We start from the raw sequence: 13,457 nt of genomic DNA, 5'->3' as shown, positions 1-13,457 counted from the left end.
AGCCCGGACCAGGGCATCATCTCTAAACAAAGGGTCAAGAGATGTACACTGTCCGAGCTTCCACGGTATGCAATAAAATTAAAAATAATGGAGTAACACGTTTATTCTGCTGTAACCAGCCGTATACGGATATTCTGCGGATCAATGGTAAACCATTGACCGCCCAGTTCCTCAAGTGCGGCACCTTGCGTGCGCAATTGTTCCAGCGCTTGCTGAAGTTGTTCCTGTCCGGCGTATACGATGGTAAAGTAGTCGATTCCCGTAGCCTGGTTCGGATTCGCAGGAGCGCCTGTGCCTGCCCAGATATTCAGGCCGATATGGTGATGATACCCACCTGCGGAAACAAACAGCGCCGACATGCCCGCAAAATTGCCAACGACGTCAAACCCGAGCACACCCGTGTAGAAACGGCGGGATTCTTCCAGGCTGCGTACATGAAAGTGTACATGACCAATAACCGTTCCGGCCGGAAGGCCATGCCATGGCTCATTCTCCGAGATGTCGAACAAGCTCTGTACATCTACCGGATCGCTGGCCATGATGTAGTTGTTGTCTGTATCACGTCTCCAGGTATCACGTGGACGGTCAGCGTAGATTTCAATGCCGTTTTGATCCGGATCGGAAATATAAAAGGCTTCACTCACCAGGTGATCCCCTTGACCAATTTCAATGCCTGAGGCAGCGAGGTTGCGGAGTGCAAGCCCGAGGGACTTGCGGTCAGGCAGCAGAATGGCAAAATGGTACAAGCCTGCGTGCGAGCGTACAGGCAAGGTCACCGCATCAGTCAGTTCTTCCAGGCGCAGCAGCGACGTTTTGCCATCCGCGGTCATCGTTGCCGTCATATCCTGACGTTCCAGTAATTGAAGTCCAACCACTTCGGAATAGAATTTTATGGATCGATCCAGGTTGCTGATTCGCAGGCTTACTTCACCCAAGTGAGTCGTTGCAGGGATTTGGTATGGGGTAGTCATATGATTTCCTCCTAAATTAAATGGGTTTGAGTTCATCGAATATATATTGCATGAAAATATAGGTTGTTAGTTCTTTCTCGAATTCGGTTCGATAGGCTAAACTTTATAATTATAAATAAGTTACTTTTTATAAGTTAATATAAAATATAAATCTTCTTTCGTCAATTGTATTTTCACGTTACGAGCAAACTTAAGCTAGTGGACATAAGAGCTCTTAAAAACAAAAATCCGGCTATCAGAGCCGGATGGTTCATGTCATATAAAAATTTTTGTTCGTTATGTTTTGGGTTTGGAAGCTGCTCTTTTCTTTTTGGCTGGAGCGGCTTCGGAATCGCCTCCGACCACGGCTTGCACCGCTGTCTTTTTGGGTGCGCGTTTCTTGGGCTTGGCTGTTGCAGTTCCCGGATCTGCCGGAATGGGCTTGACTGCCTCAATGCTGGCTTGAAGGGCTGCCATCAGATCCATGACATTCGCTTCCGGTTTAGCCGGCGCAATCTTGATCTCTTCACCCGCAACTTTGTGATTGATGAGATCCAGCAGTTTATTGCGGTAATCGTCTGTATATTTGCCGGGTTCAAAAGGCGTGGACAGTTGATCGATCAGCAGCTTCGCCATCGTCAATTCCTTGTCATTGACATTTTGAGCTTCTGGCAAGTTTGGTACTTGTGAGACCGGACGAATCTCATCTGGATAGAAGATGGTTTCCATGGAGAGACAATCCTCCAGTACCCGAATGGCAGCCAGGCTGCTTTTGGAACGAATGGAGACCTTGGCGATGCCGATTTTACCTGTATCCCGCATGGCTGTCATCAGCAGCTGATAAGCGTTACCGCCGGCCTGATCGGGAGAGAGGTAATATGTTTTTTGAAAATAGATGGGATCAATCTCCGTCAAGTCCACAAAATCCAGAATGGTGATGGTCTTGCTGGCTGAATCATTCAGGGCCTCCAGCTCGTCTTTTTCGAAGAGCACAAATTTTCCTTTTTCGTATTCATAACCTTTCGTAATTTCTTCCCACTTCACATCCACTTCACAGGAAGGACATTGACGCACATAAGCGAGCGGGCTGCCGCAGACTTTATGGATGTAGCGCATGGAGATGTCTTTGTCTTCAGTAGCCGAGAACATTTTGACAGGGACGTGCACGAGACCGAAGCTGATTGCACCTTTCCAGACCGTATGCATGGGTCGGCTCCTTTCCGAGGTACCTTTTTATGATGTAGTATGGGCATTTCTGTGACTGGATAATCGCTTACAGGATGAATTCGTATGGTTCGGGCTGACTGGGGGATGATAACAGAAACATGCTTGAACACGGTATTGAGTCTTAAGCATGTGAGTCAGGAAGTGGATGACATCGAACAAGCTGGGAGGTGCCGAAATGAAGAACAGTAGGGATGAAGAAGAAGCGCACAAACATGCGTTTTCTCCATATCCCATTGCCGGGGCAGAGGATTCTGAAGAATTTTACACGCCAGCTGCTGCGGTGAACTGGGAAGCGGTGACTTCCGAAAAGCTGCCACTTGATCGGGAGTCCTTCATGCTCGACATTGACCGGATGGTGAATGAAGGGTTAGGTGGGGGCCAGGTTACCGAGGATAACGGGTATATTGGTGAGAGTACGACGGACACGATGATTCGTGAACCACATGATGATCCGGAAGGAGAGTATGAATAACATGATGGATGCAAAACGTGCCAAGGCGATTTACGATTCCAAAGATACGATTGCGGTAACCCTGGAGGGAGATCCGGTATGGATCGAACATGTGGATGAAGCTAATGGGATGGCAACGGTTCAGGTAGGCAGCAATCCCGGTAATACACAGACGGTTCGTGTGGACCGCCTGGAGGAGTAGAAAGTTAGCGAAGGTACTGTTAGATAGCAAGATGTCTTAGGAAGGCCGGTGCCGTCAGGTGCCGGTTTATTTGACTTTATGACGACCCGTATCGCTTTTGCTGTCCATCCCCGATGCTTGCGGGGGAAGAAAGGGACCGATATAATAAGGTTCAAAGTGAACTCAGGCGGCTGACCGCCAAAGGTGGGGCGTATATTGAATAAGACGCATGAGCAGTGGGTGTATCAATCCCATGGCATTGCAGATACAGAAGCGCTCGCGTCCGCACTTGCTGAACAGGCAACTGCCGGAATGGTGATTGCACTCGACGGTGATTTGGGCGCGGGCAAAACGGCATTTTCACAGAAGTTTGCCTGGCATTTGGGTATACGTGAAGTGGTGAACAGCCCCACGTTTACGTTAATCAAGGAATATGAAGGACGTTTGCCTTTATATCATATGGATGTGTATCGTATTTCACTGGAAGAAGCGGACGAGCTTGGACTGGATGAATACTTCTATGGAGCGGGAGTCAGTCTTGTGGAGTGGTCCAGTATCATTCCCGAACTGCTGCCGGAGGACCATTTGCATGTACAGATTGAAACAACCGGTCCGGAGGATCGCAAGATTACGCTGGATGGATACGGTGAGACTTATGCCGCCATGTGCCGGCAGTTCAGACAGAATGGAGTCAATAGATGATGGAAGATTTACAAAAAAAGCCGCGTCAGCGGTTTTTGGCGTTGGATACGTCCACCGCGGTGATGGCTGCCTCGGTGATGGAAGATCACGCCTTGCTCGAGGAGCGCAATGAACGTGCTGAACGGAATCACTCCGTGCACGTCGTGCCTGTAATGGAGCAGCTGCTGGCAGCCAGCGGCACTGCACCTGGCCAGCTGGACGGCATTGCCGTAGGCATCGGACCAGGCTCATACACAGGTATCCGCATTGCGGTAACGGCGGCGAAGACACTCGCCTGGGCATGGGACATCCCCGTTGCTGGGGTGTCCAGCCTGCAGGCGATGGCCTGGGGCGGATGGCACCGAGGCCTCGCGGCCAAGGCCGAAGCTGCGGCAGATGAACCTGCCGCAGCAGGGGCTGGCGGAACGCCATCCGCGGACCAGGGCGGCACAGGTGCCGCCCCTGTCCACTGGATCGTTCCGCTCGTGGATGCGCGGCGCGGTCAGGCATATACCGCGCTGTTCGCCTCCGCCGGGAGCGATGCGCCCCGGCGGCTCGCGCCAGATGCCATCCGCATGATGGACGGATGGCTGGAAGCCCTCGCCGCCCGCATGGCGGAGGCGGCGCCGGAGGAGCGGCCCGCAGCCGTCTGGATTGTCGGCGAGACGGGCCCGCATGCAGCAGCAGCGGCTGAGCTCCGCTGCCCTGCAGGAACGGCGCTCCAGCTCGTTCCCTATGAGCTGGAAGGCCGCTGGATCGGGCGCCTTGGCGCCGAAGCGCTGCTTGCAGGGCAGCGCGACGATGTGCACGCGCTGGTGCCGAACTACACCCAGCTGGCCGAGGCGGAAGCCAATCTACTGCGCAAAGGCTGAAAGAAGGGTGGCGAGCGGATGTACGATATGGAAGGTTACGGACAGGATGCAGCACTTCAGTTCAGACTCATGACATTGAACGACATTCCGGATGTTATGGTAATTGAACATGAGGCATTTACGATGCCCTGGACGGAAGAAGCATTTCGAAACGAATTAACGAATAATCATTTTGCCAAATATATGGTCATGGAACTGGAAGGCAAGGCTATCGGATATGCCGGGATGTGGACCATTATGGATGAGGCCCATATTACCAACATTGCGGTAAGAGAGGCCTACCGGGGTCGCAAGCTTGGCGAAAAGCTGCTGGATGAGCTTATGAGAACAGCGGCATATCTTGGCATGGAGCGAATGACGCTGGAAGTGAGGGTATCGAACCTGGTTGCCCAGCGTTTGTATGAGAAAAAAGGGTTTGAATCGGCAGGTCTTCGCAAAAGGTATTACTCCGACAATCAGGAGGATGCGATGATTATGTGGGCGAATTTGCCGCCTGCTGGCCGGAGCGGCGAAGAGGAAGGAAGCGTAACGGATTCATGAACGAACTGAGTGAACAACAACAATCGGGTCCATCCTATATTTTGGCGGTGGAGACCAGCTGTGATGAAACATCGGTTGCCGTGGTCAAGGATGGGCAGGAAGTGCTGTCCAACCTGATCTCGAGTCAGATTGAAACACATAAGGCATTTGGCGGAGTGGTGCCTGAGGTCGCTTCACGTAAGCATGTTGAAGTGATTACCTTGATGATGGAACAGGCGATTGAACAATCCGGTATCCGTCCAAGAGACCTGAGCGCGATCGCCGTAACGCAGGGACCTGGTTTGGTGGGGGCATTGCTGGTAGGTATTGTTGCAGCCAAAACGCTTGCCATGGCTCTGGGCAAACCGCTGATTGGCACGCATCATATTGCTGGCCATATCTATGCCAACCGGCTTACACATGAATTGCAATATCCTGCGATGGCTCTGGTGGTGTCTGGTGGACATACGGAGCTTGTGCATATGGAATCCGAGGGTAAGTTCAAGCTGATTGGCCGTACACGGGATGATGCCGTAGGCGAGGCTTATGACAAGGTAGCACGTGCCTTGGGGTGCCCGTATCCGGGAGGCCCTCATGTGGACCGGATGGCTTCTGAAGCAGAACAGGTTGTGCCGTTACCTCGGGTGTGGCTGGAAGCGGGTTCTTATGACTTCAGTCTCAGCGGATTGAAATCTGCTGTTCTGAACGCACTCAATCAGGCCAAAATGCGTGGAGAAACGCTGGAACCATCTGCTGTTGCACGTGGGTTCCAGGAAGCTGTAGTGGAAGTATTGGTAGAGAAGGCGGTGCGAGCTGTTCGTGAATACGGATCACGCCAGCTGCTGCTGTGCGGAGGTGTTGCGGCTAACCGCGGTTTACGCTCGGCTCTGCAGGAGCGATGTGCCAAGGAAGGACTCGAATTGCTGATCCCGCCGATGGAGTACTGTACGGATAATGCAGCGATGATCGGAGCTGCCGCTTATTTGAAATGGCAGCGGGGTGAAATCTCGGAATTCGATGCCAAGGCAGATCCAGGATTATCCTTGGAGGCATGGTCTGTTCAGTCTATGTAGTCAAACATTGGAATTTAAGAGTTGACAGCAGCATGTGAAGATTGTATATTAGTTACAAATTTAAACAGGATATTGAAGTCCTGAACCGAAAACGCAATGAACAGGAATAGTAAGGTTAATCCGGGTCTTAGAGAGCTGCGGGGTGGTGCAACGCAGTCGAAGGAAACCAGAAACTCGCCTGGAAGCGGAACGATGGAACACGGAAACTCCCCAGGAGATCCGAAGGCCGAACTGGTCATGAGAAAGTACATCGTTACGGATTGCCTCCGTGATTGGGCCGTTGCCGTGCAGATGACCTGAATGTCAGGAAGAACTCGGCAATAACAAAGGGGATTTTTCAACCTTGAGGAAATAGATCCGTATGGACGCATACGGAAGCTGCCTTGGGAGCATGGAAAGTCAACAAGAGTGGTACCGCGATGGTTACAGCCTGTCGTCTCTTGCATTATTGCGAGAGATGGCAGGCTTTTTTGATTGAACAAAAGGGTTACATACGATAAATGTAATGAACGGGAGCAGTAAAACGATGAAGCGCTCAGAGAGCTGCGGGGTGGTGCGACGCAGTGGCTGGAATCGTTTGAATCTCGCCCGGGAACGGAGCTGTGGAAACAGGAATTCCTGTGTACACAGCAACGGCTGACCACCGTTATAGGGTGTTTCTCCAGATTGCTTCACCAAGCAGCGTGATGAACAGCGCAGAGATGGTGAGTCTGGAGACGACGAGGTGGATGATATCTGGCGCAAGCCGGAATCGTCAAGCAAGAGTGGTACCGCGGAGGGGATATAACCCGCCGTCTCTTAGATGAGATGGCGGGTTATTTGTTTTGCTGCCGGCAGCAAATGGGTGGGTGTGGAAGAGCATCGTTTTGGAATGGTGAGCAGGTATTGAATTCAGGAGTGCAAGTCGACATGCACTCAGGAGAAAAAAACCAGCATGGATAATGTTTATCATGGAATACACATACATTGAAATTGATGGAGGCGGAGTATAATGACAACGGAAATGAACAAGCGGAAAATTGAGATCTTTGATACTACACTGCGTGATGGAGAACAGGCACCTGGGGCCAGTCTGCAGCCCGAGCAAAAAATTGAGCTGGCTCATCAACTGGCTGCGCTTGGCATTGACGTCATTGAGCCTGGATTCCCGATCTCCAGCCCAGGTGAGTTCGCGGCGGTCCAGGCGATATCCAGACAACTGCAAAACGTGGAAATTTGCGGGTTCGCCCGTGCGGTCAAAGGAGACATAGACGCTGCAGTGAAAGCAACTGCTGATGCTGCACGCCGCCGGATTCACCTGTTCATCTCTTCGTCAGATATCCATATTGAGCACCAATTGCGTCGTCCGCGTAGTGAGGTGGTTGCTACTGCACGGGAGATGGTGTCCTATGCACGCCAGTTTACCGACATTGTGGAATTCACGGCGATGGATGCAGCCCGGACCAAGATGGATGACCTGATCGAGATGGTTGAGGTAGCTATTGAAGCTGGGGCCAGCATCATCAATCTGCCGGATACCGTTGGTTACGCGCTGCCGCATGAATACGGAGAGATGTTCCGCCGAGTCCGCGAGGGGGCAAGGGGGGGCGATCAAGTACGGTATAGCGCGCACTGTCATAATGATCTAGGACTTGCAGTGGCCAACAGTTTGGCTGCGATCGCGAACGGGGCTTCCCAGATCGAAGTAACGATCAACGGAATCGGTGAGCGTACAGGAAACTGTGCATTGGAGGAGCTGATCATGGCACTGGAGACACGAGGAGATGCCATTGGTGCCACAACCAATATCAAATTGAATCAGCTATACGAGACTTCACGCCAGATCAGCCGGGCCATGCACTTCCCGATTGCTTATAACAAGCCTGTTGTCGGACGCAATGCGTTCCAGCATGAATCGGGAATCCACCAGGATGGACTGCTGAAGAATCGGAACACCTATGAAATCATGGATCCTGAAGCGTTGGGTATTCCGCGCAGCATGATCATTCTGGGGAAACATTCCGGTCGTCACGCCCTGAAAGACCGCGTTCGTAAGTACGGTTTCGAACCGGATGAGCAGCAAATGGAGCAACTGTACGAAGTATTCAAGGAAACGGCTGACAAGCAAAAAGTGGTCAGTGACGATCAACTGCTGCAAATGGTCAGCCAGACGATGAACATTCCTGCGCAGGATTATGAACTGGTTGAACTGCAGGTAACGGCAGGCAGCATGACGGATCGAATGGCAGCCGTTCGGATCCGGACAGGTGCGGGCGAACAGACGTATTCTGCGGTGGGCAGCGGACCGGTAGAAGCAGCCATCCGTGCGATCGGTCAGAGCATTTCCGATGATATCAGCTTCGTGGACATGGAAATCCATGCGCTGAGCGGAGGAGAAGAGGCGACGGCAGAGGCGGCTGTTGCCGTGGAGCGTGCAGGACGGGAATTCAGAGGAACGGCTACGCATAATGATATTGTTATGGCAGCAGGTCTTGCTTATGTGGCAGCATGTAACGCTGCGGGACTCAAGGCAGAGTCAACGGAAAGCGACAAGTCGGTACATGTATAGAAAAGGTTGTATGGCTAAGGTAAAAGAGCAAAGTGACTTATCGGAAATTGAAAAGCAGACCTTGATCTGAAGGTCTGCTTTTGTCTGATTATGTGAGATAATCTATATAAGTAAAAAGCGATCTGTCAAGATGTGATTATAGTTATCCACATATTCAGGATAATTTGTGGGTAACTGTAGCAAAGCCAATCCAGCAATGTTTTCGAAACTAAAAGGGTTTAGGGGATAGTATACACCTATTGTATCCACAAACTTGTGGATAACGTGGATAACTTGGTGGATAAATATGGTTTTTGTTCAAAAATGCGATTCTACCGCTGTATAATTAACTTTATTAAATTGCTTGCTATCTTGCTTTTCTGTGGATAAATATGAAATGGAGTAGAGTAAAAATATTTTTCACAATTCGAGTAAATTTGACAAATGCAAAATCTCTAAAATAATTCTGAAGTGATTCATATTCAACAATAACAACAGAAAAGCCGATCCGGTCAAGGAGTCGGCTTTTACTATTTCTCTTATTACTAACTGAACTTGCACATGAGCCTAATACGGATGCTAACGAGGGGTGAAATCAAGACTCAAGCGCGAGGATTTCCCAATCTTCATACGCTTTGGCCAGCTGGTGCTTCCGTGCTTCCGCATCTCCCTGAAGCTCCTGCAGCTTCATGTAATCCTGATACACCTCTGGCAGGGCCATCTGGGCTTCAAGCTCTGTAATTTCCGTTTCCAGCTGGGCAATCTGCTGTTCGAGGGCTTCCTGTTTCCGCTGCCGATTACGCTCCTCACGCTTGGCCTGTTTGTCTGCTTCGAATGAAGCGGCTCCGGATTTCTCGGTTGGTTCCTGATCTGGTTTCACAGAACGCTTAGAGGAAGAGAGAGCTGCTTCTTCAGCTTCGCGTGCGATGTCCTCAAGCTCCTGCTTCTTCTCAATATAGTCATCATAGTTTCCGAGGTAATGCTCTGTTCCTCCAGGATGCAGCTCCACGATTCGTTCAGCCATTTTGTTGAGGAAATACCGGTCATGAGAGATGAACAGCAGTGTGCCTTCATAATCCATGAGCGCTGCTTCCAGCACTTCTTTGGCAAAAAGGTCGAGATGGTTGGTAGGCTCATCGAGAATCAGCATGTTGGCTTCCTTGAGCATGAGCTTGGAGAGGGAGACACGAGCCTTCTCACCGCCACTCAGCGAGGAGATCTTTTTGAGTACATCGTCTCCGCTGAACAAGAAGTTACCAAGCACGGTACGAATTCTTGCTTCCTCCATGCCGGGATAAGCGCTCCACAGTTCCTCCAGAACCGTATTATTGGGGTTTAGGCCCGTTTGCTCCTGATCATAATAGCCGATCTGCACCTTGGTTCCCCACTGGATCTGGCCGCTTACCGGGCGCAGGCTTCCGGTGAGGCATTTCAGCATCGTGGATTTCCCAATCCCGTTCGGTCCAATCAGCGCTACCGTTTCCCCGCGTCTAAGATCGAATGAGACATTGCGAAATAATGGCGAAGCTTCATCGTAAGCGACGGAAAGATCGTCCACACGAAGCACTTCCTTACCCGACATGACGGCTGTCTCAAAAGAAAAATGAGCTTTCTTCAAATCACCCATCGGCTTGTCCAAACGTTCCATCTTGTCCAGCGCTTTACGGCGGCTCTGAGCACGCTTGGTCGTGGATGCACGTACAATGTTTTTCTGTACAAAATCCTCCATCTTGGCGATCTCATCCTGCTGTTTCTCGTACTGTTTCATCTGACTCTCATACTCGGCAGCCTTCAGCTCCATATAACGGCTGTAGTTCCCTGTGTACTTTTTGGAGCGGTGCCGTTCGATCTCCACAATGGTGGTCACCAGCCGATCAAGGAAATACCGGTCATGGGATACAACGAGCAGTGCCCCTGAATAACCTCTTAGATAATCTTCCAGCCACGTTAGGGTCGGAATGTCCAGATAGTTGGTAGGCTCGTCCAGCATAAGCAGGTCAGGTGCCTGAAGCAGGATGCGGGCAAGTGCAAGACGTGTCTTTTGTCCGCCGCTTAGGGTAGCAATCGGAGTATCGGGTGAAAACTCGCCAAAGCCCATGCCGTGCAGGACGCTGCGGATGCGCGTTTCCATCGCATAACCGCCGTGGTCCTTGAACCAGTCTGATCGCTGGGCGTAGCGTTCAAGTAGGTCCGCATACTTTTTTTCGTCCTCCATCTGGGCCGGATCGGCGATATCCTGTTCCATCTTCCGCAGTTCAGCCTCAGCCTGGGTCAGGTGAGAGAAAACATGCATCATCTCCTCCCAGATGGAGCGGTCGGATTGTAGACCACTGTTCTGGGCGAGATAACCTAGGGTTGTCTCTTTGGATTTGAAAATTTGTCCGCCGTCATAGGACATTTCGCCCGCAATGATTTTGAGCAGGGTGGATTTCCCCGCACCGTTCACGCCCACGAGTCCGATGCGTTCACGTTCTAATATTTGTAAGTTCACGCCGTCCAGAATCGGATCGACACCATAACGTTTAATAATTCCGGATACTTGCAGCAGCATATAATTAAGTTCCTCCATAGGTCCAGTTCTTGATTACTCAACTACATTCCAGTTTACATGAAATACAGATCAAATGCACCGATAACGAGCGCCCCGGCGTGTAGTCTTTTTGCTCAATCAATGATAAACTGAAAGAAGACATGTGAATATATGAGGATTTTGCAGAAAATCACTCATTTTAATTTTTTCAACGAGACGACAACTGGTCTTAACATATAATTGTTTTGAATTGACGCTTTTTTACTACCTTCCACATCAACAGGAGGTTATCCAGGAACATGCAGGATCGGACGGAACCCAAAAGCCAGCTTCGTTCCAGACTGATGAAGCGTCGTGATCTGATGGATGAGGCAATTCGGCAGCATGCCATGAGTAAAGTTAGTCTTGTGGCTAAACAGGAGCTGCAGCGACTTCGGCAGGACAAGCAGAGGTTGACGATTTTTAGCTACTTGTCATATAGAAGCGAAGCATCCACGGCCTTTCTGTTTGAGGATGGTTGGAAGCACGGCGACAGGATGTTCGCACCGAAAGTACTGGCGAATCCGGCCCGTATGGAATTAAGGCGGGTGGCCGGAGAGCACGATATTGAGCCTGGCGTATGGGGGATCCCGGAACCCAGAGACACCTGCGAGGTGCTTCAGCGTGAGGAATGGCCGAATATTGATCTCGTCATTGTACCCGGTCTTGGATACGATCTTCACGGCGGACGAATTGGTTATGGTGGCGGATATTATGACCGATTTGCCGAGCAGCTCGAAGCAGAGTGCTTCAAGGCGGGGAAAAGGCCGCTTCTCGCTGCACTCGTCTTGCCGGGACAACTGCAGGATGACATTCCGATGGACCCGTTTGATCTGCGTATGGATCTGTTGATGACAACCGAAGGTATACTACATATCGAATAAAGGGTTGTGATGGTATTGAACTCCAATGCAAGGAATGGATCGGATTCGAGCGAAGGCAAGCTGACACATTTTAACGAGCAGGGACGTGCCCGTATGGTGGATATTTCGGGCAAGGAAGTAACTGTGCGTACGGCAGTGGCCGTATCCAAAGTCACGATGAACCCCTCCACACTGGAAGCCATTCGGGAGGGACGGATCGGGAAGGGTGATGTGCTCGCCGTGGCTCAAATCGCAGGAATTCAAGGCGCCAAGAAAACGTCAGACTGGATTCCGATGTGCCATCCGCTGGCACTGAATGGTGTGGATATTCGTTTTGAGGACAACGGACTGGACGAACTATCGATTCAGGTCACGGTCAAAACAGAAGGCAAAACCGGTGTCGAGATGGAGGCGCTCACGGCGGCTTCAGCAGCGGCACTGACGATCTATGACATGTGCAAAGCACTGCAAAAAGACATGATTATCGGACCAACGATGCTGCAATCCAAAAGTGGTGGCAAAAACGGTGATTTCAACCGATAAGGGACATTTATTTTCATAGAGGAGAAGGGTGATCTTTATGGTGTGGAGAACAGCAATCCTGACAGCCAGCGACAAAGGGGCCCGCGGGGAACGTGAGGATACGAGTGCACAAGTAATCCGGGAGCTAGTGGAAGAAGAACTGGGTGGGGAGATCGTGGAATACCGCATCGTTCCGGATGAACCCGATGAGATTATTGCGGCCTTGATTGAGATGACAGACTATTTTCATGCAGACCTTGTACTAACGACCGGAGGTACAGAGCTGGCGATTCGTGATATTACACCGGAAGCTACGCGTCGGGTCATTGAACGTGAAGTTCCGGGAATGGCAGAAGCGATGAGATACAGCGTTATGAGCAAAAATCGTTCCGCCATGCTGTTCCGGGGCGTGTGCGGGATTCGTGGACGTACGCTGATTGTCAATTTGCCGGGTACACCGAAGGGTGTGCATGAGCACCTGGCTGCGATTATGGATCAGCTTCCCGAAGCGCTCCTGATGGTTACAGGGCAATTTAAGCAATAACGGCAATCAACCCGGAAAGATGTAGGATTAAAAATCGTTTCTTTTATACTCCTTAGTTGATTTTGCGGGTTATGTAAGTGGTTACATCTGTGGTATGATGGGCTTAATTGTAAATTACAGCAGAGGCATCTATGAGTGTAGGGCCAAGTGTACGCATCTTCGAAGCTTGAGACGAGGAGGAATATCAATGTTAAGTTCCATTGGACCAACAGGTTTTATTTTGCTGGCCGTGATCGCTTTATTGTTGTTTGGACCTAACAAGCTCCCGGAACTGGGACGTGCTGTTGGACGTACTTTCCGTGAATTCAAAGAGGGCGCACGTGAAATCATCTCTGAGGATGATTCGTCCAATCGCAAAGAGCAGGAGAAATCCAAGCCGCTGGCAGTGGATAGTGAGCCTGAGCCCGCTCCCAAGCCTGTAGACAAGCGTCTGCCGGAGTAACCTGACGGCAATGAATGAGAAATCCCTTCCTGCCGG

14 protein-coding genes and 2 other annotated features are annotated in these 13,457 nt (G+C 50.8%); of the genes, 11 read left to right on the top strand and 3 right to left on the bottom strand.

All coding sequences use genetic code 11. From position 1 onward, the window contains the following. Positions 1-101: 101 nt before the first annotated feature. Entirely contained in the window at positions 102-971 is an 870-nt protein-coding gene (locus tag CHH60_RS19425) for a VOC family protein (protein WP_095360679.1), read from the bottom strand. A 276-nt stretch (positions 972-1,247) separates the two neighbouring features. Then, a complete protein-coding gene (ku, locus tag CHH60_RS19420) occupies positions 1,248-2,156 on the bottom strand; it encodes a non-homologous end joining protein Ku (RefSeq protein ID WP_095360678.1) in 909 nt (302 codons plus the stop codon). Positions 2,157-2,352: 196 nt separating this feature from the next. Here ku and CHH60_RS30320 point away from each other — a divergent pair, with 196 nt between their 5' ends. The 7 genes from CHH60_RS30320 (at position 2,353) to CHH60_RS19385 (ending at position 8,502) form a co-directional block, all read left to right on the top strand. Continuing rightward, positions 2,353-2,649, top strand: a complete 297-nt coding sequence (locus CHH60_RS30320) for a hypothetical protein (RefSeq protein WP_255248005.1) — start codon at positions 2,353-2,355, stop codon at positions 2,647-2,649. A gap of 4 nt (positions 2,650-2,653) precedes the next feature. Beyond that, positions 2,654-2,830: an H-type small acid-soluble spore protein gene (locus tag CHH60_RS19410; RefSeq protein WP_095289132.1), complete on the top strand. Its 177-nt coding sequence runs from the start codon at positions 2,654-2,656 to the stop codon at positions 2,828-2,830. A gap of 195 nt (positions 2,831-3,025) precedes the next feature. Then, complete coding sequence (tsaE, locus tag CHH60_RS19405) at positions 3,026-3,511, top strand: tRNA (adenosine(37)-N6)-threonylcarbamoyltransferase complex ATPase subunit type 1 TsaE (protein WP_095360677.1); 486 nt, start codon at positions 3,026-3,028, stop codon at positions 3,509-3,511. Then, positions 3,511-4,362 (top strand): tRNA (adenosine(37)-N6)-threonylcarbamoyltransferase complex dimerization subunit type 1 TsaB, encoded by an 852-nt coding sequence (tsaB, locus tag CHH60_RS19400; protein WP_095360854.1) that lies wholly within the window; start codon positions 3,511-3,513, stop codon positions 4,360-4,362. The genes tsaE and tsaB overlap by 1 nt, the downstream gene beginning before the upstream one ends. A gap of 27 nt (positions 4,363-4,389) precedes the next feature. Beyond that, positions 4,390-4,902 (top strand): ribosomal protein S18-alanine N-acetyltransferase, encoded by a 513-nt coding sequence (rimI, locus tag CHH60_RS19395; RefSeq protein WP_095360853.1) that lies wholly within the window; start codon positions 4,390-4,392, stop codon positions 4,900-4,902. After that, on the top strand, positions 4,899-5,954 hold the full coding sequence (gene tsaD, locus CHH60_RS19390) for a tRNA (adenosine(37)-N6)-threonylcarbamoyltransferase complex transferase subunit TsaD (RefSeq protein ID WP_095360676.1): 1,056 nt from the start codon (positions 4,899-4,901) through the stop codon (positions 5,952-5,954). The genes rimI and tsaD overlap by 4 nt, the downstream gene beginning before the upstream one ends. Before the next feature lie 87 nt (positions 5,955-6,041). Beyond that, positions 6,042-6,398, top strand: a binding site (T-box leader). A gap of 52 nt (positions 6,399-6,450) precedes the next feature. Next, positions 6,451-6,756: a binding site (T-box leader), on the top strand. Between the two features lie 189 nt (positions 6,757-6,945). Continuing rightward, the gene (locus CHH60_RS19385) at positions 6,946-8,502 is read left to right on the top strand and encodes a 2-isopropylmalate synthase (RefSeq protein ID WP_095360675.1); all 1,557 of its coding nucleotides are present in this window, start codon (positions 6,946-6,948) and stop codon (positions 8,500-8,502) included. A gap of 574 nt (positions 8,503-9,076) precedes the next feature. Here the strand turns inward: CHH60_RS19385 and CHH60_RS19380 are convergent. Continuing rightward, the gene (locus CHH60_RS19380; RefSeq protein ID WP_095360674.1) at positions 9,077-11,032 is read right to left on the bottom strand and encodes an ABC-F family ATP-binding cassette domain-containing protein; all 1,956 of its coding nucleotides are present in this window, start codon (positions 11,030-11,032) and stop codon (positions 9,077-9,079) included. A 278-nt stretch (positions 11,033-11,310) separates the two neighbouring features. On the opposite strand from CHH60_RS19380, the gene CHH60_RS19375 reads away from it, so the two are divergent. The 4 genes from CHH60_RS19375 (at position 11,311) to tatA (ending at position 13,421) form a co-directional block, all read left to right on the top strand. Next, a complete protein-coding gene (locus tag CHH60_RS19375) occupies positions 11,311-11,934 on the top strand; it encodes a 5-formyltetrahydrofolate cyclo-ligase (RefSeq protein ID WP_095360673.1) in 624 nt (207 codons plus the stop codon). Between the two features lie 15 nt (positions 11,935-11,949). Further along, positions 11,950-12,456: a cyclic pyranopterin monophosphate synthase MoaC gene (moaC, locus tag CHH60_RS19370; protein WP_303621385.1), complete on the top strand. Its 507-nt coding sequence runs from the start codon at positions 11,950-11,952 to the stop codon at positions 12,454-12,456. Positions 12,457-12,493: 37 nt separating this feature from the next. Beyond that, positions 12,494-12,979 carry a MogA/MoaB family molybdenum cofactor biosynthesis protein gene (locus CHH60_RS19365; RefSeq protein ID WP_095289023.1) on the top strand — a complete coding sequence of 162 codons (486 nt, stop codon included), beginning with the start codon at positions 12,494-12,496 and terminating at the stop codon, positions 12,977-12,979. Between the two features lie 187 nt (positions 12,980-13,166). Further along, the gene (gene tatA / locus CHH60_RS19360; protein WP_095360671.1) at positions 13,167-13,421 is read left to right on the top strand and encodes a twin-arginine translocase TatA/TatE family subunit; all 255 of its coding nucleotides are present in this window, start codon (positions 13,167-13,169) and stop codon (positions 13,419-13,421) included. The last annotated feature ends 36 nt before the right edge of the window (positions 13,422-13,457 follow it).

Source organism: Paenibacillus sp. 7523-1, from assembly GCF_002276415.1.
Lineage (GTDB): Bacteria > Bacillota > Bacilli > Paenibacillales > Paenibacillaceae > Paenibacillus > Paenibacillus illinoisensis_A.
Note: the sequence above shows the minus strand (reverse complement) of the source record. Positions and strands in the feature narration are given on the sequence as shown.